3 protein-coding genes are annotated in these 23,172 nt (G+C 74.4%); all 3 read left to right on the top strand.

The features are described from left to right. The first annotated feature begins 410 nt into the window (after positions 1 to 410). The 3 genes from P8A18_RS00730 (at position 411) to P8A18_RS00720 (ending at position 23,010) form a co-directional block, all read left to right on the top strand. Complete coding sequence (locus P8A18_RS00730) at positions 411 to 629, top strand: MbtH family protein (protein WP_026249445.1); 219 nt, start codon at positions 411 to 413, stop codon at positions 627 to 629. 401 nt (positions 630 to 1,030) lie between these two features. Continuing rightward, entirely contained in the window at positions 1,031 to 15,454 is a 14,424-nt protein-coding gene (locus P8A18_RS00725; RefSeq protein ID WP_306050729.1) for a non-ribosomal peptide synthetase, read from the top strand. After that, complete coding sequence (locus P8A18_RS00720; protein WP_306050727.1) at positions 15,451 to 23,010, top strand: non-ribosomal peptide synthetase; 7,560 nt, start codon at positions 15,451 to 15,453, stop codon at positions 23,008 to 23,010. The genes P8A18_RS00725 and P8A18_RS00720 overlap by 4 nt, the downstream gene beginning before the upstream one ends. The last annotated feature ends 162 nt before the right edge of the window (positions 23,011 to 23,172 follow it).

The following is a 23,172-nucleotide window of genomic DNA, read 5'->3' as shown; positions in this document are numbered from 1 at the left end:
GGGCGTACGCCGGCGGTTATCCGGATTTGCGCGGGTCGTATTCAGTGAAACGTGAACAATCAGGACATGGGGTGGCTGAATGTTTCCGTAGGAGTGGGCCTGGCATATGTCTCCGGCCGGCCTGGGCGCGTGTCGCGGCCGTGTGCGGCCATAAGTAATGGGCTGAATTTGTCCCTTTGGCTGTCGGGCGTCATCTATGGTGATTGGCGTGAACGGGCGAAGCCGGGAAGCCGGCTCGGCCATCGGTGTTACGCCGGTATCCCGAGACGTAACGTATCTCCGCCCGCGTGGCCGAGGTCGTGGCGGAAGGGGTGGGCGGCTCGGCGGTGGGCCGGGGGAAATCCGTACGGCAGGCCCGTATCCGTCCGGAGAAAATGTCGTGGCATGTGTGAAACAAGTGGGGGACGGTCGTGGCCAATCCTTTCGATGACGAGTCGGGTCGGTTCGTGACGCTGGTGAATGGCGAGGGTCAGTACTCGCTGTGGCCCGCGCACATCGAGATCCCGGGCGGCTGGAGCGTCGGCGGTCCGGAAGGATCGCGGCAGGAGTGTCTGGACGCGATCGAGGCCGCGTGGACCGACATGCGGCCCGCCGGCCTGGTGCGGGCGATGGAGGCCGACGCCGGATAGGGCGGTCTCGGGGGCTGTCGAGGGTGCGCAGACCGCCCGGTCCGGGGCGGTCCCGCTACTTCTCCTTGATCTGATCGACACTGCTCGCATTCGAGCAAAATCGATCAAGTGAGCGTGCTGATCGATCGCGCCTCGGCTGAAAATGTTCATGCCGCCTTCATGCGGCTTTCTCGAATCACTGATGGACTGCCCAGGGGCATGTCCTCAATACGCGAAGACAGCGGAGTTTCCTCGCGGGTACCGGAGCCGGAGGGTGCTCCGTCGGTGCCCGGTGTCCGGGGCGGCGATGTCTCTCTTCGCTTTACCCGCCCGTTGTCGGCGAAGGGTGCCACACCGGCAAGACCGGCTTCGTCCTGCCCTCTTCGTCCCCCTGAAAACTCTCCCCAAAGGTGTGTCCCGGCATGCGCGAAAACAGATCTGTCGCCTCGGAATCGGTTCTCGATGAGTTCTTCGGTACGACCATCGCCCAACGGGGCGTCTGGTACGGGCAGCTGGTCGACCCCGACAGTCCGAAATACAACATCGGTGAATGCTTCGAGATCCGGGGCGACCTCGACGAGACGCTATTCGCCGCAGCGGTCGACCGGGCGGCCGACCTGTGCGACAGCCTGAACCTCGAATTCGTCACGGAGAGCGACACCGTCCGCCAGCGCGTCGTCCGCCACCCCCGGGCCGACACCGGCCGGCTCCGTACCGTGGACCTGTCCCGCTCCGCCGACCCCGCCGCCGAGGTCGAGCGCTATCTCGCCGAGGACATGGCGTCCGCCGACACACTCCACCGCCCGCAGCACCACTTCGCACTGCTGCGCGCCGGCGGCGGGCTGCGCTACTGGTACGTGCGCTTCCACCACATAGCCGTCGACGGTCTCGGCGGCGCCGTCTTCACCCGCACCGTGGCCGACCTCTACGGCCGGGCCGTCCGGGGCGAGGACCTCGCCCGGGTCACCCTGCCCGCCGCGCCCCTGCGCGAACTCGTCGCCGATGAGACCGCCTACCGCGACTCCGGCCGTTACGAGGCCGACCGCGCCTACTGGACCGGCAGGTTCGCCGACCTGGCCCCCGGCGCCGCCGGGGAAGGCGACGACGCGCACAGCGGCAGGACCCTCATCCGCCGGCGCACCGACACCCCCGCGACGCCCGGCCCCGACGGAACCGAGGTACGGCTGCACACGGGCGAGACACTGCCCGTGAGCGTTCTCGACGGCCTGCGCCGGCTCGCCGCCGCCCACCGCACCACCTGGAGCGCGGTCATGGTGAGCGCGGTCGCCGCCTACACCGCCAGGGTCACCGGAAACCGCGACGTCACCGTGGGCCTGGCCTCCAACGGCCGGCACGGCGGACTGCGCCACATCGTCGGCATGACGTCCAACATCCTGCCGCTGCGCCTCACCCTCACCGCCGACATGACCGTCGGCGCCCTGATCCGCGAGGTCGCCGACGAGATGCGCGGCGCCCTGCGCCACCGCCGCTTCTCACGCGAACAACTCGCCCGTGAACTCGGCATGAGCGACGACGCGTCCCGCCTCACCGGCGTCGTCGTCAACATCATGGGCTACGACTACGACCTCGACCTCGCCGGCGTCCCGGCCCCCTCGCGGGTGCTGTCCATCGGCCCGGTGGACGACGTGTCGCTCTTCGTCTCCGAACGGGCCGAGGGCAAGGGGCCGCTGATCGGGTTCGACGCCAACCCCGAGCTGTACCGCCCCGAGGACGTCCAGCTGCACGAACGGGCCGTCGTGTCCTTCGTGACGGCCCTGGCCGACGCCGGCCCCGGCCTCCCCCTGCGCGACCTGCCGCTCCTGGACGACACCGCCGTCCGGGTACTGCGCGACCAGGGGCGCGGCACCGCTCTGCCCGCACAGGCCGCCGGCCCGGATCTGCCCCGGGCGTTCCGCGCGCAGGTGCGCCGCACGCCGGACGCCCCGGCCGTCGTGGACGCGGCCCTCATCGTCTCGTACCGGCAGCTGGAGCGGGCCGCCGACGCCCTCGCGGGCGCCCTGACCGGCCTGGGCATCGTCGGCGAGGACGGAGTCGGCGTGCTCGTGGGTCGTTCGGCCGCCGTGCTGACCGCCACCCTCGGCGCGGTCGCCGCCGGCGCGGCCTATGTGCCGATGGACGCCGCCTGGCCCGCCGAACGGCTCGACCGCGTCGCGGAAGCGGCCCGCGTCCGCGCCCTGATCGCCGACGAGGCGGCCGCCCGCACGCCCTGGGTGCGGGCGGCCGCCGCAGCCGGTCTCCCGCTCCTCGTCGTGGACGCGCGCGGCCATGTGCTGCGCGGAACGCCGCCCCGGCCGGGCCCGCTGCCCCGGACCGGCGGAGCCGACCGGCTCGCGTACGTCATGTTCACCTCCGGCTCCACCGGCCTGCCCAAGGGCGTCGGCGTCACCCACGCCGACATCCTCGCGCTGGCCGCCGACCGCACCTGGACCGGCGGTGTGTCCGACGCGGTGCTGATGCACTCCGCGTACGTCTTCGACGCCTCCACCTTCGAGATCTGGGTGCCGCTCCTCAACGGCGGCCGCGTGGTCGTCGCACCCCCCGGCGTCCTGGAGGCACGCGTCGTCCACGACATGGCGGACACGTACGGTGTCACCGCGCTGTTCCTGACGACCGCTCTGTTCAACGTGATGGCCGAGGCGGACCCGGCGGTGTTCTCCGGCCTGCGGCTGGTCGCCGCCGGCGGCGAGGCCGCGACGCCGGACCTGATGCAGCGGGCCGCCGCCGCCTCGCCCCGCACGCTCGTCCTGCACGTGTACGGCCCCACCGAGACCACCACGTTCGCCGCCCGCCACCCCGTCACCGCCGACAGCGGCGGGGTACCGCCCATCGGCCGCGCACTGGACGGCATGAGCCTGTACGTCCTGGACGACACTCTCGGCATGGTGCCGCCGGGCGTCGTGGGGGAGTTGTACGTGAGCGGTCACGGTGTCGCCCGCGGATACCAGGGCCGGCCCGCGCTGACCGCCGGCCGCTTCGTCGCCGACCCGTACGGGCTGCCGGGCTCACGCATGTACCGCACCGGCGACCTCGTGCGCTGGACCGCCGGGGGCGACATCGAGTACGTGGGGCGGGCGGACGGCCAGATCAAGCTCCGCGGATTCCGCATCGAGCCCGCGGAGACCGAGCACGTCCTGCTCACCGACCCGGACGTGCACGGCGCCTGCGTCGTCGTACGCGAGGACACCCCCGGCGACCGCCGGCTCGTCGCCTACGTGGTGCCCGCCCCCGGCGCCCGCCCGGACACCGCCGTCCTGGCCCGCCGGATCGGCCGCGCGCTGCCCGCGTACATGGTGCCCTCCGCCTTCGTGACGCTCGACGCCCTGCCCCTGAACCCCAACGGCAAGGTCGACCGCCGCGCGCTGCCCGCGCCGCGCACCGCCACCGGTACGGGCCGGGTCCCGCGCACCGCGTACGAGGAGGTCCTCGCCGGGCTGTTCGCCGATGTCCTCGGGGTACACGCGGTCGGTGTGGACGACAGCTTCTTCGCCCTGGGCGGCCACTCGCTGCTCGCCGCCCGCCTCACCGGCCGGGTGCGGGCGGCCCTGGGCGCCGAACTCGCCCTGGGCACCCTCTTCGCCCACCCCACGGTCGCCTCCCTCGCCGCCGTCCTGGACACCTCCGGCGCGGCCCGGCCGGTTCTCGCGCCGCAGCCGAGACCCGACGTGCTCCCGCTGTCCTTCGCGCAGCAGCGCCTCTGGTTCCTCAACCGGGCAGACGGCCCGAGCGACACGTACAACGTGCCGCTCGTCCTCGAACTCGACGGCCCCGTGGACACCGACGCGCTGCGCGCCGCGCTGGCCGACGTGGTCGCCCGGCACGAGAGCCTGCGCACCGTCTTCGCCGAACACGACGGCGTCCCCCGCCAGCACATCATCGACGCGGCGTCCGCCGCCTCCCTCGTACCGCTCCCCGTCGAACACCCCCCGGCCGGCGAGGCCGCCGATGCCTGGGTGCGCGAAGCGGTACGCCGCCTGAGCACCGCCCCCTTCGACCTCACCGAGGACGCCGCCCTCCGCGCCCACCTGCTGTGCCCGGGACCCGGCCGGCACGTCCTGGTCCTCGTCCTGCACCACATCGTCGCCGACGGCTGGTCCCTCGCCCCGCTCAGCCGTGACCTCTCCGCCGCCTACCGGGCCAGGAGCGAGGGAACGGGCACACCCGGCTGGGCGCCGCTGCGGGCGCAGTACGCCGACTACACCCTCTGGCAGCGCCGGCTGCTCGGCGAGGACGGGGAGGCCGGCAGCCTGGCGGCCCGCCAGCTCACCTTCTGGCAGGAGGCGTTGCGCGGCATCCCCGACCTGCTCGACCTGCCCCTGGACCGGCCCCGCCCGGCCGTGCCCAGCCACCGGGGCGCCTCCGTACCCTTCGAACTGCCCGCACCCGCGCACGCCGCGCTCGTCCGGCTCGCCCGCGACGCCGGCTGCACCCCGTTCATGGTGCTCCGTGCCGCCCTCGCCGTGACGCTCCGCGCCCATGGCGCCGGCACCGACATCCCGCTCGGCACGGCGGTCGCCGGGCGCACCGACGAGGTCCTGGACGATCTGGTCGGCTTCTTCGTCAACACCGTGGTTCTGCGCACGGACCTCTCCGGCGACCCGACGTTCCGCGAACTGCTCGACCGGGTCAAGGAGTTCGACATCGCGGCCCTCGGCCACAGCGACCTCCCCTTCGAGCGGATCGTGGAGGCCGTCAACCCGGAGCGGTCCGGCGACCACCACCCGCTCTTCCAGACGATGCTGGTCCTCCAGAACCAGGAGCGGGCCGAGCTGGACCTGCCGGGCGTCACGGTCCACGACCGGTCCCGGCACCGCGGAGGCAGCAAGTTCGACCTGACCTTCTCACTGACCGAAGCCACCGAAACCACCGAACCCGCCGAAGCCGTCGGGACCGCCGGGACCGCTGAACCCGCCGGGGGCGACGAGCGGGGCGCGGGCCCCGGTGCCCGGGGCATCGGCGGTTATCTGGAGTACGCCACCGACCTCTTCGACGCCGCGACCGCCCGCGCCCTGTGCGCCCGCTTCGCCCGCGTCCTCACCCAGGCCGTGGCCGACCCCGGCCGCCCCGTCAGCGGCCTGGACCCGCTCACCCCCGGCGAGCGCGACGAACTCCTCACTCAGGGACGCGGCGTGCCCGGCGCGCTGCCGGTGCCGACCGCCCCCGAAGCGGTCCGCGAACAGGCCCGGCGCACGCCCGGCGCCGTCGCCGTGCGCGACGCGGACACCCACCTCACCTACGCCGAACTCGACGCCCGCGCCGACGCCCTCGCCCAGGTGCTGCGCGCGCGGGGCGCGGCACGGGGGACCAGGGTCGCCGTCGCCGCACCGCCCTCCGTGCACACCGTGGCCGCCACGCTGGCCGTGCTGCGGGCCGGCGCCGCCCACCTGCCGGTCGACCCGCGGTACCCCCACGCCCGCATCCGCCACATGCTGGACGACGCCCGTCCTGTCCTCCTCCTCACCACCGGGGACGTACACCCGGACCTGCCCGCCGGGGACATCCCCCGGCTCGCCCTCGACGACCCGGCGCTGTGGACCGCACCCCCCACGACGCCGCCGACGGACGCACCGCACCCGGCGGACCCCGCCTACGTCATCTACACCTCCGGGTCCACCGGCCGTCCCAAGGGCGTGGTCGTGCCGCACGCCGCCCTCGCCAACCACATGGCCTGGATGGCACGGCACCTGGCGATCACCCCGCAGGACCGCGTCCTCGCCCGCACCTCCACCAGCTTCGACGCGTCCGTCTGGGAGCTCTGGCTCCCCCTGATGAACGGCGCCGAGGTCTGCGTGCTGCCGCCCGGGGCCAACACCGAGCCGGACGCGCTGGTCACCTGGATGAGCCGGTTCGGCGTCACCGTCGCCCAGTTCGTCCCCTCCCACCTGAGCCTCGTCCTGTCCGAAGCGGCCCACGCCGCGCCCCTGCCCGGCCTGCGCGCCGTCCTGTGCGGCGGCGAACCACTGCCGAGCGCCCTGGCACGCGACACGGCCATGCTGTGGCAGGCCCAGGTGCACAACCTCTACGGCCCGACCGAGGCCACCATCGACGCGACCGCCCACCGCGTCCCCGCCACCGCGGGCACCGGCACCCCGCACGAAACGGTGCCGATCGGCCGGCCCGTCGACACCATGCGCGCCTACGTCCTGGACGACCGGCTGCGGCCCGTACCGGCAGGGGTCACCGGCGAGCTGTACCTCTCCGGCCCCAACCTGGCCCACGGCTACCTGGGCCGGCCCGGTCTGACCGCCGCACGGTTCGTCGCCGACCCCTTCGACGGCGCCGGCGCCCGCATGTACCGCACGGGCGACCTCGTACGGTGGAACCGGGACGGGCTGCTCGCCTACGTCTCCCGCGCCGACGACCAGGTCAAACTGCGCGGCTTCCGTATCGAACCCGGCGAGATCGAGGCCGCCCTGCTGGCACGGCCCGGCGTCACCGCCGCCTGCGCCGTCATCCGGGAGGACATACCCGGCGACCTCCGCCTCGTCGCGTACGCCGTCACCACGGACCCCGGAATCCGACCCGCCGCGCTGCGCGACGCCCTTGCCGAAACGCTTCCGCACTACATGGTGCCCGCAGCCGTCGTCGTCCTGGACGCACTGCCGCTCCTGCCCAACGGAAAGACGGACCGGCGCGCCCTGCCCCGGCCCGAAGCGGACGCCGGGACCACCATCGAAGGCCCGGGGGAGCACACCCCGCGCGAGGACCTGCTCGCCGGAATCCTCGCCGATGTGCTGGGACGCGCGGAGGTCCGCCCGCACGACAGCTTCTTCGACCTCGGCGGACACTCCCTCCTCGCCATGCGCGTCGTCAGCCGAGTCCGCGCGGTCCTCGGCAGCGACATCGCCGTACGCACCCTGTTCGAGCACCCGACCGTCGCCGGGCTCGCCCGGTCACTCGACTCCCAGGGGCGCTCCCGTCCGCCGGTGCTGCCCGCCGCGGACCGGCCCGACCCGCTTCCCCTGTCCCACGCACAGCAGCGGCTCTGGTTCCTGAACCGGCTCGAAGGACCCAGCTCCTCCTACAACATTCCGCTCGTCCTCGGCATCGACGGCCCCCTGGACACCGTCGCCCTGCGCGCCGCACTGCGGGACGTCGTGGAACGGCACGAGTCGCTGCGCACCGTCTTCCCCGAACGCGACGGAGTGCCGCACCAGGTCGTCCTTCCCGCCGAAGCGGTCGTCCCGCGTCTGCCGGTGCTCCGCACGGCCCCCGCCGAGCTGGAAGCGGCGGTCCTGGACGCCGTGGGCGAGCCGTTCGACGTGCTCACCGACCCGCCGCTGCGCGCCCTGCTCCTGCGCACCGCACCCGGCCGCCACGTCCTCGTGCTCGTCCTGCACCACATCGCGGGCGACGGCTGGTCCCTGGCCCCGCTCGCCCGCCATCTCGGCGACGCCTACCGGGCCCGGCTCGCCGGTCACGGGCCCGAGGCGGGCAGTCCGCTCCAGTACGCCGACTACACCCTGTGGCAGCACACCGTCCTGGGTGACGCGGACGACCCCGGAAGCGTGCTGCGCGAGCAGCTCGACCACTGGAACACCGCGCTCGCCGGCCTGCCCGGCCTGATCGACCTGCCGCTGGACCGGCCGCGTCCCGTCATCACCGACCCCTCGGGGGCCGTCCACAGCTTCGACGTACCGCCCGAACTGCACGCACGACTGCTGCGCCTGGCAAGGGAGTCCGGCAGCACCCTGTTCATGGTGCTCCAGGCGGCGGTCGCCACCCTGCTGCACCGGCACGGCGCGGGCGACGACATCCCGCTCGGCACCCCCGTCGCCGGCCGCACGGACGAGGCGCTGGAGGACCTGGTCGGCTTCTTCGTCAACACCCTGGTCCTGCGCAACGACCTCGCGGGCAACCCGACCTTCGGTGAACTCCTCGCTCGTGTCCGGGAGTTCGACCTCTCGGCCTACGCGCATCAGGATGTGCCCTTCGAGCGGCTCGTCGAGAGCGTCAACCCGGTCAGGGCACGCAACCACCACCCCCTCTTCCAGACCATGCTGGTCCTGCAGAACCAGGAGGCGGTCCGCCCCGAACTGCCGGGCCTCACCGTCGAGGACCGGCTCGTCCACAACGGACTGAGCAAGTTCGACCTGACCTTCGCGTTCGGCGAGGAGAACGGCGGCGGTCTCACCGCCGGGATCGAGTACGCGACCGCCCTCTTCGACCGCGCCACCGCCGAAGCCCTCGCGGACCGTCTGCTCACCCTCCTCGGACAGGTGACGGCCGACGCCGGCCTGCCGCTGGCGGACTACGACCTGCTGACGCCGGAGGAACACGGCCGCGTCACCCACTGGGGCACCGGCCGCGAACTCCCCGCCCCCGCACCGGAGACCACCCTGCCCGCGCTCTTCGCCGCGCAGGCACACCGCACCCCGGACGCCGTGGCCGTATCGGACGACGGCACCTGCCTCACGTACACCGGACTCGACCGGGCGTCCTTGGCACTCGCGCACGCCCTGGCGGGTCTGGGGGCCGGACCCGAGACCGGCGTCGGCGTACTACTCAGCCGCTCGCCGGCCGTCGTGACCGTGTCGCTCGGCGCTGTCCGCGCGGCCGCCGCATACGTCCCGATGGACGCGCGCTGGCCCCGGGAACGGCTCGAACAGGTCACCGACGTGGCGGACGTGCGGGTCCTCGTCGTGGACGAACAGGCCGCGGCCACCGCCTGGGTGCGGGAGACGGCCCACCGCATCCCGGTCCTGGTCGTCGACCGGACCGGCCGCGTCCTGCGCGGCGCGCCCCCGGCAACCGGCCGCCCCGCCGCCGTACCGGGGCCCGACAGCCTCGCGTACGTCATGTTCACCTCCGGCTCGACCGGCCTGCCCAAGGGCGTCGGCGTCACCCACGCCGACGTGGCGGCGCTGACGGCGGACTCCGCCTGGCGGGACGGCGCGGCCGACGCGGTCCTGATGCACTCCGCGTACGTCTTCGACGCCTCCACCTTCGAGATCTGGGCCCCGCTCCTGCACGGCGGCAAGGTCGTCGTCGCACCCGACGGCGTCCTGGAGGCCCGGATCCTGGGCGACGCCGTCCGTGAGCAGGGGGTGACCGCCGTCTTCCTGACGACGGCCCTGCTCAACGTGATCGCCGACACCGGACCCGGCGCGTTCGCCGGTCTCCGCCTCGTCTGCGCCGGCGGCGAACTGGCCTCACCGGACGCCATGCAGCGGGTCGCGGGCGCCGCACCCGGCGTACGCGTCCTCCATGTGTACGGGCCCACCGAGACCACCACCTTCGCCACCCGCTACGACGTGACCGCCGACCTGCCGTCGGGGCCGCCGCCCATCGGACGCCCCCTGGACGGCATGCGGCTGTACGTCCTCGACGACTCCCTGGGCCCGGTACCCGCCGGGGTCACGGGCGAGCTGTACCTCGCGGGGCGCGGCCTCGCCCGTGGATACACCGGCCTGCCGGCCCTGACCGCGACCCGGTTCGTCGCCGACCCGGCCGACCCGGCGGGCGGGCGCATGTACCGCACCGGCGACCTGGTCCGGTGGACCAGGGACGGGCAGATCGCCTACGTCTCCCGCGCCGACAGCCAGGTCAAACTGCGCGGCTACCGCATCGAGCCCGGCGAGATCGAATCCGTGCTGGCCTGCTGCGAAGGCGTCGCCGACTCCTACACCGTCGTCCGCGAGGACACCCCCGGGGACCGCCGGCTCGTCGCCTACGTGGTGCCCACGGACTCCGCCCGCCCCGACCCCGCCGACCTCGCCGAAGCCGTCGCCCGGTCCCTGCCCGCCTACACGGTGCCCGCCGCGTTCGTCCTGCTCGACGCGCTGCCGCTCACCGTCAACGGCAAGGTGGACCGCCGCGCCCTGCCCGCGCCCGAGCACCGCGCCGCGCCACGCGGGCGCGCCGCCCGCACCGCACGCGAGGAGATCCTCTGCGGACTCTTCGCCGATGTGCTCGGCATCCGGGAGGCGGGCGTGGACGACGACTTCTTCGCCCTGGGCGGCCACTCCCTGCTCGCCACCCGGCTCGTCGCCCGCATCCGGACCGCACTCGCCGTCGAGGTCCAGGTCAAGGCCGTCTTCGAACACCCCACGCCGGCCGCGCTCGCCGCCACGCTGGACGGCGCCGACGCGGCCGGGAGCGCCCTGGAGCCCGCCCGGCACCGGCCCGATCCGCTGCCGCTGTCCTTCGCGCAGCAACGCCTGTGGTTCCTCAACAGGTTCGAGGGACCCAGCGCCACCTACAACGTGCCGCTGGTGCTCCGCCTGGACGGACCGCTCGACGCGAAGGCCCTGGAGCGCGCCCTCGGGGACGTCGTGGAACGCCACGAGAGCCTGCGTACCGTCTTCCCCGAGACCGACGGGGTGGCCCGTCAGCTCGTCCTCGACGCGGCCGGCGCCGACCTGGACCTGACACCCCGGGACATCGACCCGTCCCGCCTGGAGGAGGTGCTGAGCGCCGAGGTGGCGCACGCCTTCGACGTGCGCACCGACCTCCCGGTGCGCGCCAGGCTGCTCGGGCTCGGCCCCGACTCCCACGTCCTGGTCCTTCTCGTCCACCACATCGCCGGAGACGGCTGGTCGCTTGCCCCGCTGGCCCGCGACCTCGGCGACGCCTACCGTTCCCGGATCCACGGCGAGGAGCCCTCCTGGCCGCGACTGCGCGTCCAGTACGCCGACTACACCCTGTGGCAGCGCGCCCTCCTCGGCGAGGCGGACGACACCGCCGGGCGGGGCGCGCGCCAGCTGGACTTCTGGCGCACCGCCCTGGCGGACGCGCCCGGTCTGCTCACCCTGCCCCTGGACCGGCCGCGCCCCGCCGTCACGACGTACCGCGGGGACGCGTTCACCTTCCCCGTCGGCGCGGACACGCACCGGGCACTCGCGGAGCTCGCCCACGCCCGTGGGTGCAGCCTCTTCATGGTGCTCCAGGCCGCCCTGTCGGTCCTGCTCTCCCGGCACGGGGCCGGTGAGGACATCCCGCTGGGCACCGCCGTCGCCGGGCGCACCGACGAAGCGCTGGACGACCTGGTGGGCTTCTTCGTCAACACCCTCGTCCTGCGCACCGACCTGACGGGCGACCCCGCCTTCACCGAAGTGCTCGACCGCGTACGGGCGTTCGACCTGGCCGCCTACGCCCACCAGGACGTGCCGTTCGAGCGGCTGGTGGACGCCCTCAGCCCGGACCGGGCGCAGGACCACCACCCGCTGTTCCAGACGATGATCGTCCTCCAGAACCAGGCGGACACCTCGCTCGGCCTGCACGCTCTCACCGTGACCGAACAGCCCGTACACACCGGCATCAGCAAGTTCGACCTCACCTTCACCTTCACCGAGAGCCGCGACGAGGCGGGCCGGCCCGCCGGTCTCGACGGAGTCCTGGAGTTCTCCACCGACCTGTTCACCCACACCACCGCACACGCCCTGGCCGCACGCCTGACCCGCCTGCTCGCCTCGCTCGCCGCCGACCCCGACGGACCCGTCCGCACCGCCGCTTTCCTCGGCGCGGACGAACGCGCGGCGCTGGAGCGGGCCTCCCACGGCCCGGTCCGCCCCGTGCACGCACGTACCGCCCCCGAGGCGTTCCGCGCACAGGCCGCCCGGACACCCGGGCAGACCGCCGTCCGGGCCGGCGCGCGGCGGCTCACCTTCGGCGAACTGGACGCCCTGTCCGACGCCCTGGCCGGGCACCTGCGCGCGCGGGGCATCGGCCGCGGCGATCTCGTCGCCCTCGCCGCCGAAGGGACCGCCGAGCAGGTCGTCGCGATGCTCGCGGTGGCCAAGGCCGGGGCCGCCTGCCTGCCCGTCGACCTCGACTACCCCGAGGCACGCGTCACCCACATGCTGGACGACGCGCGCCCGGCGCTGTTCCTCGTCCACGGCGCCGCCCGCGCCGCCCGCTTCACGAATGTGCCCCTCCTCGCGCTCGACGACCGGACCGCCTGGGCCACCGGAAGCGCCGCGCCACCCGAGGCCGCGCCGGAGCCGGACGACGCGGCGTACGTCATCTACACCTCGGGCTCCACCGGGCGGCCCAAGGGTGTCGTCGTCACCCACGCCGCCCTGGCCAACCACATGGCGTGGATGGCCCGCCACCTCGCCCTGACCGACGAGGACCGGGTCCTCGCGCGCACCTCGCCCAGCTTCGACGCCTCGGTGTGGGAGACCTGGCTGCCCCTGCTGCACGGCGGCGCGACCTGCCCCGTCCCGCCCGCGCTCAACCACGACCCCGCCGGGCTGCTGGCGCGGATGCGCGAGGAGGGCGTGACCATCGCCCAGTTCGTGCCCTCGCACCTGTCCCTGCTGCTCACCGAGACCGGCCCCGATGACGCGCCCACCACCCTGAGGGCCGTCGCCTGCGGCGGCGAACCCCTGCCCCGGGCCCTGGCCGTACGAGCCGGCCGCACCTGGCTGGCCGCCGTGCACAACCTCTACGGGCCCACCGAGACCACCATCGACGCCACCGCCCACCACCTCCGCGCCGAGGCGGACGACAGCACGGCGCAGGAGGGCGGCATCCCCCTCGGCCGCCCCGTCGACAACACCCGCGCCTACGTCCTTGACGCCGCGCTGCGGCCGGTCCCGCCGGGAGTCACCGGCGAACTCCACATCGCGGGCGACGGCCTCGCCCGCGGCTACCTGGGCCGCCCCGCCCTGACCGCGACCCGGTTCGTCGCCGACCCCTTCGGCCCGGCGGGAAGCCGCATGTACCGCACCGGCGACCTCGTCAGACAGGACAACGAGGGACTGCTCCACTACGTCTCCCGCGCCGACGACCAGGTCAAGCTGCACGGCTTCCGCATCGAGCTCGGCGAGATCGAGGCCGCCCTCACCGCAGTCGACGGCATCACCGCCGCCTGCGCACTCGTCCGCGAGGACCGGCCGGGCGAACGGCGCCTGGTCGCCTACACCGTGGGCTCCGCCCCGCTCACCGACGGCGAACTGCGCGGCCGGCTGACCTCGTCACTGCCGCCCTACATGGTGCCCGCCGCCTTCGTCGCCCTGGACGCACTGCCGCTCCTGCCGAACGGCAAGACGGACCGCGCCGCCCTGCCCGCCCCGGCGCTCCCCGCCGCCGGCCGGCCCGGCGGGCAGCCGCGCACCGCGGCGGAACGCGCCCTGTGCGACGCCTTCGCCTCCGTACTGCGCGCCTCCGCCGCCGTGCGCGCCGACGACGACTTCTTCGCGCTCGGCGGCGACAGCATCCTGTCCATCCAGCTCGTCAGCCGCGTACGGGAAGCAGGGCTCGCCGTCACACCCCGCGACGTCTTCGCCCACCGCACCCCTGAGGCCATCGCCGCCGTCGCCGCCCCGCTCGACGGCAGCACCACCGAACCGGCCGGCCACGGCACCGGCGAGATGCCACCGACGCCCATCGCCGCCTGGCTCCTGGAGCGCCCCGGCACGACGGACGGCTACAACCAGTCCGGCGTCCTGAGCACCCCCGCCGGAGCCGACGAGGACACCCTCGCCGCCGCCCTCCAACTCCTCGCCGACCACCACGACATGCTCCGCCTGCGCGTCACCCGCACCGCCGGGGGCGACCCCGTCCTGCACACGCTGCCGCCCGGCACCGTGCCGGCCCGGCGCCGCCTGACCCGCGTCGACATCACCGGGCTCGACGCGGACGCCGTCCGCGGCGTCCTCACCGAGGCGGGCGAACGGGCCCGCAGGCGCCTGCGGCCCTCGGCCGGGTCCGTGTTCGAAGCCGTGTGGGCCGACGCCGGCCCCCGGGAACGCGGCCGGCTGCTCCTGGTCGTGCACCACCTGGCCGTCGACGCGGTCTCCTGGCGCGTCCTCGCCGAGGACCTGGCCCGCGCCTGGCAGGCGGCGACCCGGGCGACGTCCGCCGGGAAGGCACCCGGCCCGCACACCGCGCTGCCCGCCGCGACCACCTCCTACCGGCGCTGGGCACAGCTCCTCACCGAGCAGGCCAACGGCACGGAACGCCAGGCCGAACTCCCGCTCTGGGAGGAGGCCCTGAAAACACCCGACCCGCAGCTCGGATACCGGCCGCTCGACCCCTACCTGGACACCGCCGACGGGACGCGCACCCTCGTTGCCCATCTGCCCGCCACCTGGACGAAGCCCCTGCTCACCACCGTCCCCGGCGCCTTCCATGCCGGAGTCGACGACATCCTGCTCACCGGACTCACCCTCGCCGTCAACGCCTGGCGGGCCCAGCGGCCCGGCTCCCCCCGGCCGGACACCGCCGTCCTGCTCGACCTGGAGAGCCACGGCCGCGAACAGATCGCCGGCCACATCGACCTGTCCCGCACGGTCGGCTGGTTCACCAGTCTCCACCCGGTCCGGCTCGACCCCGGACCGCTCGACGGACGTGACCCGGCACGCTTCGGCGCCGCGCTCGTTGAACGTGCAGTGAAGCGCGTCAAGGAGCAACTGCGGGCCGTCCCCGACCACGGCGTCGGCTACGGCATGCTGCGCCACCTCAACCCCGCGACCGGCCCCCGGCTGGCCGCCGCCGCACCCCAGATCGGCTTCAACTACCTGGGGCGGTACGCGGCGGCCGGGACGGCGGCGGGCGGCGACTGGGACGTCCTGCTCGACGCGGGCGGGCCGCGCAGCCAGGACCCCGACATGCCCGTCCACCACGTCCTGGACATCAACGCACACACCGAGGACCTGCCGGACGGCCCCCGCCTGGTGGCCCGCTGGACCTGGCCCAGCGACCTCCTGAAGGAGGAGGACGTGGGCGCCCTGGCCGACGCCTTCACGCGTGCCCTGCGCGCCATCGCGGAGCACGCCGAACAGCCCGGAGCAGGCGGCTACACGCCGTCCGACCTTCCTCTGGTCTCGCTCAACCAGAACCAGATCGACCGACTGCAGAACAAGTGGGGTGGACGCAAGTGAACGGGTTCCAACTGGAGGACGTACTCCCCCTGACGCCATTGCAGGCCGGCATGTACTTCCACGCCCTCTACGACTCCCACGCCGTGGACGTCTACACCGCGCAGTTCGTCTTCGACATCGAGGGCCCCGTCGACGTCCCCGCCCTGCGCGCCGCCATCGGCGCCCTGCTGCGCCGCCACGCCAACCTCCGCGTGGGCTTCCTCCACGAGGACCTGGACGAGCCCGTGCAGGCGGTCGCGGCCGAGGTCCCCGTCCCCCTGGAGGAACTGGACCTGACCGGCCCGGACCCGGACGCCGACGCGCCACAGCGGCTGACGGCCTTCCTCGCCGCCGACCGCACCCGCCGCTTCGACCTGGCCACCCCGCCCCTGATGCGGTTCACCCTCGTGCGCACCGCACCCGGGCGGCACCGCCTGGTCATGACGAGCCATCACATCCTGTTCGACGGCTGGTCGCTGCCCGTGCTCGTACGGGAGCTGTTCGAGCTGTACGCGTCCGGCGGCGACGACAGCGCCCTGCCGCGCGTCACCCCCTACCGCACCTACCTCGTATGGCTCTCCCAGCAGGACCGCGCCGCCGCCCTCGAAACCTGGACCGCCGCCCTGGCCGGAATCGAGACGCCGACCCTCCTCGCCGGCCCGGGCGCCGGGGAAGGCCCCGGCCCGGCCGAGCTGCCCGAGACGCTCGTCCTCGACCTGGACGCGGAGACGACGCACCGCCTGCGCGAGACGGCCCGCGCCCACCGCCTCACCCTCAACACCCTCGTCCAGGGCGCCTGGGGACTGCTGCTCGGCCACCTCACCGGCCGGTCCGACGTGGTGTTCGGCGCCACCGTCTCCGGACGCCCGCCGGAGATCCCCGGCATCGAGTCCATGGTCGGCCTGTTCATCAACACCGTCCCCGTACGGCTCCGCCCCGCACCCGGCGAGACCCTGGCCGGGCTGCTGACCCGGCTCCAGGAGGAGCAGGGCCGGCTCCTGGACAGCCGGCACGTGGGCCTGAGCGACATCCGGGGCGTCACCCACCTGGACGAACTCTTCGACACCCTGGTCGTGTTCGAGAACTACCCGATGGACGACGAGGCCCTGCGCACCGCCCAGCGCGGACTGCCCGGACTCACCGTCACCGGATTCAGCGGCACCGACGCCGCCCACTACCCCCTCACCCTCACCGTCGCGCCGGGGGAGACCCTGCGGATCACCTTCGGCTACCGGCCCGCCGTGCTCGACCGGCAGGAGGTGGCCCACACCGTCTCCCGCCTGCGGCACCTGCTGACCGCCATGGCCCAGGGCCTCGACGGCCGCGCCGACACCGCCCCCGTCCTGCTGGACGGCGAGCACGAGCACCTGATCGCCCAGGGGACGGGCGACGGACTCCCCGGCGGAACAACGGCCGTGAGCATCCCCGGGGCCGTCGCCGAGCGCGCCCGCCGCCACCCGGACGCGGTGGCCGTGTCCGGGGCGGGCGAGCAGCTGACGTACGGGCAGCTCCAGGGCCTCGCGGACGACCTCGCGGGCGCGCTCACCGGGCTCGGGACCGGCCCCGAGGACGGCGTCGGCATCCTCGTCGCCCGCTCGGCCGCCACCGTCACCGCCTCGCTCGCCGCCCTGCGCGCGGGCGCCGCCTATGTCCCGCTCGACCCGCGCTGGCCCACCGAACGGCTCAACCGCGTCACCGAGGTCGTCCCCCTGAAGGTCCTCGTCGTCGACGAGACGACCCGCACCCTCCCGTGGGTCCGCCGGCTCGGCGCCGGGACCGCCGTGCTGAGCGTCGACGCGGCGGGCCGGGTCCACACCGGGGGCCCGGCCGCCCCCGGCGCGCTCCCCGAGGCCACGGGCGGCCGCCGCCTCGCGTACGTGATGTTCACCTCCGGCTCCACCGGACTGCCCAAGGGGGTCGGCGTCACTCACGGCGACGTCGGCGCGCTGGCGGCCCACCGGGGCTGGGGCGACGGCGCCGCCGACGCCGTCCTGCTGCACTCCGCGTACGTCTTCGACGCCTCCACCTTCGAGATCTGGACCCCGCTCCTCAACGGCGGCCGCGTCGTCGTGGCACCCGAAGGGCCGCTCCAGCCCTCCGCGCTCCGGGACCTGGTGGCCCGGCACGGCGTCACCGCCGCCTTCCTGACGACGGCCCTGTTCAACGTCCTGGCCGACACCGACCCGGACTGCCTCGGACAACTGCGCCTGGTCGCCGCCGGAGGCGAGGCCGCCGCCCCCGGAGCCATGCAGCGCCTCGCCGCCGACCACCCCGGCACCACCGTCCTGCACGTCTACGGGCCCACCGAGACCACCACCTTCGCCACCGCCCACCACGTACGCCCCAACGACGCCCCCGGCGGCGCGGCCCCCATCGGACGCCCGCTCGACGGCATGCGCGCCTACGTCCTGGACGCCGGGATGCGGCCCGTGCCGCCCGGCGCCGAGGGCGAGCTGTACCTCGCGGGCCCCGGCGTCGCCCGTGGCTACCTGGGCCGGCCCGCCCTGACCGCGACCCGCTTCGTCGCCGACCCCTTCGACCGGGCGGGCGGCCGGATGTACCGCACCGGCGACCTGGTGCGCCGCGGCGCCGACGGCAGCCTGACCTACGTGGCGCGCGCCGACCAGCAGATCAAACTGCGCGGCCACCGCATCGAACCCGCCGAGATCGAAACGGTCCTGCGCGACCACCCGGCCGTGCGCGCCGCCTGCGTCCTCGTACGCGAGGACCTGCCGGGCGACCGCACCCTCACCGCCTACGTCGTCCCCGCCGACGGCGAGACCCCCGACCCGGGACTGCTCGCCGCCCACGTCGGCCGCCTGCTGCCCGCTTACATGGTGCCCGCCGTCATCCAGCCCCTCGACGCACTGCCCCTGACCCCCAACGGCAAGATCGACCGGGCCGCCCTGCCCGCCCCCACGGGACCGCGCACCGTCGCCGGACGCGCGCCGCGCAGCGCCATGGAGGAGATCCTCGCCGGACTGTTCGCCGACGTGCTCGGCGTGCCCCGCGTCGGCACCGACGACAGCTTCTTCGCCCTCGGCGGCCACTCCCTGCTCGCCACCCGTCTCGTGGGCCGCATCCGCACCGCCCTGCACACCGAGACCGACATCCGCACCCTCTTCGAACACCCCACCGTCGCCGCGCTGGCCACCGCCCTTGAGGGCGCGGACGGCACCACCCGCCCCGCCCTCGTCCCGCAGCCGCGCCCCGCCACGCTCCCGCTGTCCTACGCCCAGCAGCGCCTGTGGTTCCTGCACCGGCTCGACGGCCCCTCCGCCACGTACAACATCCCGCTCGCCGTGCGCATCGACGGACCGCTCGACGCGGACGCGCTGTGCCGGGCCGTGGCCGACCTCATCGGCCGGCACGCCGCCCTGCGCACCGTCTTCCCCGAGGGCGACGACGGACCGCACCAGCACATCACCGCACCCGACGACGTCCTCATCCCGTTCGCGATGGAGGCCGTCGACGAGGCCAAGCTCCGCCACCGGGTCGCGGCAGCCACCGCCGAACCCATCGACATCGAGCGCAGCCTGCCCCTGCGGGCCACCCTCCTGCGGCTGAACCCCGACGCCCACGTCCTGGTCCTCGTGGTCCACCACATCGCCGCCGACGGCACCTCCCTGGCCCCTCTCGCCCACGACCTGGGCGCCGCCTACCGGGCCCGCGTCCGCGGCGAGGAACCCTCCTGGGCGCCGCTGCCCGTCGACTACGCCGACCACACCCTGTGGCAGCGCGACCTGCTCGGCGAGGAACAGGACGCCGACAGCCTCGTATGCCGTCAGCTCGCCCACTGGAAACACGCGCTGGACGGGCTCCCGGAAGCCGTCGAGCTGCCCTGGGACCGGCCGCGCCCCGCCACCTCCCGGCACACCGGGGCCACCCTCGGCTTCTCGGTCGACCCCGCCACCGCCCGCCAGGTCACCGAACTCGCCCGCGCCTGCGGATGCAGCGTCTTCATGGTGCTCCAGGCCGCCCTGGCGACCGTCCTGTCCCGGCACGGCGCAGGGGACGACATCCCCCTGGGCACCGCCGTCGCCGGACGCACCGACGAAGCCGCGTCGGGTCTCGTCGGCTTCTTCGTCAACACGCTCGTCCTGCGCACCGACCTCAGCGGCGACCCGACCTTCCGCGAACTCCTCGGCCGCGTCAGGGAATTCGACCTGGCGGCGTACGCCCACCAGGACGTGCCCTTCGAGCGCCTGGTCGAACTGCTCAACCCCGCGCGCGCCCAGAGCCACCACCCGCTCTTCCAGACCATGCTGGTCCTCCAGAACCAGGCGTCCGCCGCCGTCGACCTGCCGGGCCTCACCGTCTCCGGGGTGCCCGCCGAGGCCGAAGTCAGCAAGTTCGACCTGTCGTTCGCCTTCACCGAGACCTACGACGAGACCGGCGCCCTCGACGGCATGCGGGCCACCGTCGACTACGCGACCGAGCTGTTCGACGCCCCGACCGTCCACGGCCTCGCGGACCGCCTCGTCCTGCTGCTCGGCGCCGTCACCGCCGACCCGGACCGGCCCGTGCACACGTACGACCTGCTCACCGCCGCCGAGCACCGCCGCCTCACCGCCCTCGGCACCGGGCCCGACGACGGCCTGCCCGCCACCACCGTCCCCGCGCTCTTCGAGGAGTGGGCCCGGCGCACCCCCGACGCCCCGGCGGTCCGCGACGCGCACACCACCCTCGGCTACGGCGAACTCGACGCACGCGCCGACGCCCTCGCCCGGCACCTCGCCGACCGGGGGGTCGGTCCCGAGGACCGGGTCGCCGTCGCCCTGCCCCGCACCCATCACCTCGTCGTGGCCCTGCTCGCCGTCCTCAAGACCGGCGCCGCCTACGTGCCACTGGACCCCGACTACCCGGCCAAGCGCCTGTCCTACATGCTCGACGACGCGAACCCGCGCCTGCTCCTCACCACCCCCGCGATCCACGACCGCCTCCCCGGGAACGCGGTGCCGCACCTGTACACCGACGACCTCGCCACCGACGGGCGCACCCCCACCCGCGGCCCCGCCCCCGCACACCCGGCCAACCCGGCGTACGTCATCTACACCTCCGGCTCCACCGGCCGCCCCAAGGGCGTCGTCGTCACCCACCGCGGCGTCCGGGCCATGGCCAGGACCCAGAGCGAGCGGCTGCGCGTCGGGCCCGGCAGCCGGGTGCTGCACATGGCGTCGGTCAGCTTCGACGCCGCGTTCTGGGAGCTGTGCATGGGCCTGCTCTCCGGAGCCTGCCTGGAGATCGACACACGTGAAGCCCTGCTGCCCGGCCCGGCCCTGGCCGCACTCGTACGCGAACGGGGCGTCACCCACCTGACCATCCCGCCCGCCGCACTGGCCGTGATGCCGCCGGACTCCCTGCCCACCGGCCTCACGATGGTGCTCGCGGGCGAGGCATGCCCGCCCGCCCTGGTGCACGCCTGGGCCAAGGACCGCTTCCTCGTCAACGCCTACGGCCCGACGGAGACCACCGTCTGCGCCACCATGAGCGCGTTCCAGCACGCGGAGGGGCCGCTCGCCCCCGACCGCACCGTCCCCATCGGCGCCCCCGTCGACGGCACCCGCGTCCACGTCCTGGACGACCGGCTGGCCCCCGTGCCGCCCGGCGTCGTCGGCGAGCTGTACGTATCGGGCGAAGGAATCGCCCGCGGCTACCTCGGCCGGCCCGACCTCACCGCGACCCGCTTCGTCGCCGACCCCTTCGACCGCGCCGGCGGCCGCATGTACCGCACCGGCGACCTCGTGCGGTGGACGACGGACGGCCGCCTCCTCTACGTCTCCCGCGTCGACGACCAGGTCAAGCTCCGCGGCTTCCGCATCGAACTCGGCGAGATCGAGGCCGCGCTCACCGCCCTGCCCGGCGTGGCCGCGGCCTGCGTCACCGTCCGCGAGGACCGTCCGGGCGACCGGCGCCTCGTCGCGTACACCGTCGCCGACGAGGACACACCCGACCCGGACTGGGCCGAGCTGCGCGGCCACCTCGCCGCCGTCCTGCCCGACCACATGGTCCCCGCCGCCCACGTCCGCCTCGACGCCCTCCCCGTGACCCCCAACGGCAAGACCGACCGGCGCGCGCTGCCCGCCCCCGGCAACCCGGTGGCGGCCGGCGGCCGGGCTCCCCGCACCGCCCGGGAACGCGCCCTGTGCGAGGTCTTCGCCCAGACGCTCGGCCTGCCCGAAGTAGGGGTCACGGACGACTTCTTCGCCCTGGGCGGCCACTCCCTGCTCGCCGTGACCCTGGCCCGCCGGATCGGGGAGCGGTGCGGCCGGCGCCCCTCCCTGCGGGCCCTGTTCGCGACGCCCACCGTCGAGGGCGTCGACCGTCTGCTGGGCCGTGCGCCGGGGGAGGAGGAGCAGGAGGACGCGCCCGCCCCCGACCTCGCCGCCGAGGCCGCGCTCGCCCCCGACATCACCGGCGCCCGCCGGAGCCTCGCTCAGCCCGACCCCGCCCGCCGGCCCGCGCGCCCCGCCGCCCGGCCCCTGCTCACCGGAGCCTCCGGCTTCCTCGGCGCGTTCCTCCTGCGCGACCTGATCGAGGCCACCGAAGGACCCGTCGACTGCCTCGTACGGGCCGCGAGCCCCGGGAGCGCGGCGCAGCGGCTCCGGGCCAACCTGGAACACTACGGCCTGTGGCGCCCCCGGTACGCGGACCTGATCCACCCCGTCCCCGGCGACCTCGCCGCACCCGGCCTCGGTATCGAACCGGACGAGCGGACCGCCCTGGCCCGCCGCCTCGGCCCCGTCCTGCACAACGGGGCACGCGTCAACTTCGCCGCCCCGTACGGCGATCTGCGCGCCCCCAACGTGGCGGGCACCGAGGAACTGCTGCGCCTCCTCGCCGACTCCGCCTCGCCCGGGATGCACTACATCTCCACCACCGGTGTGTTCGCCCCGACGCGCGGCACCGACCCCGCCCCTCTCACCGAGGCGTCCCCGACCGGCCCGGCGGCCGACCTGCCCGACGGGTACGCCCGGAGCAAGTGGGTCGCCGAGCAGCTCGTCGGCCTCGCCCGTGACCGGGGGCTGCCGGTGACCGTCCACCGCCCCGGCCGGATCAGCGGTGACACCGTGACCGGAGCCTGCCAGGACCGCGACCTGCTCTGGCAGCTCATCAAGGGCTGCCTCCAGGCCGGAGCGGTGCCGGACCTGCCGTACGGGACGACCGACTGGGTGCCCGTGGACTACGTGAGCGCCGCGGTCGTCGCACTCGGCGCGTCCGGTGGGGGTGCGGCGGAGACCTACCACTACACCAACCCGGACGCGCCGTCCCTGGACCGCGTCTTCGAGGTGGCGGCCGGTCTCGGCTACGCGCTGCGCACCGTGTCCCCCGAGGAGTGGCGGGCCCGCGTGGCGGAGCACCCCGACAACGCCGCGCAGCTGTTCCTCGGGGACGACGGGCAGGCCGGGAGCGACGAGGCGGACCACCGCCGCTTCGACTCGCGCCGCACCAGCCGGGCGGCCGAGGCGGCGGGCGTGAGCCAACCGCCCCTCACCGACGACGTCCTGGGCCGCTATCTGACGTACTTCCAGGTCTCGGGCTTCCTGCCGACCCCCGGAGCGCGGCCCGCGCCCTGAGGGCTGTCCCGCAATTCCTGGCGGGCGCACGACGTCAGCTACGGCACCTCGCCGCGTTGTCGAAACGCCCGAATACGTCCAGTATGCGGGCGCCTCTCCGCCTTGCGATGCACCGCATCCGACGCCGCGCGCTGATCCACCAGGAATGACGGGACAGCCCTT

Source organism: Streptomyces sp. Mut1 (assembly GCF_030719295.1).
GTDB lineage: Bacteria > Actinomycetota > Actinomycetes > Streptomycetales > Streptomycetaceae > Streptomyces > Streptomyces castrisilvae.
This window is presented reverse-complemented; position numbering and strand designations above follow the sequence as displayed.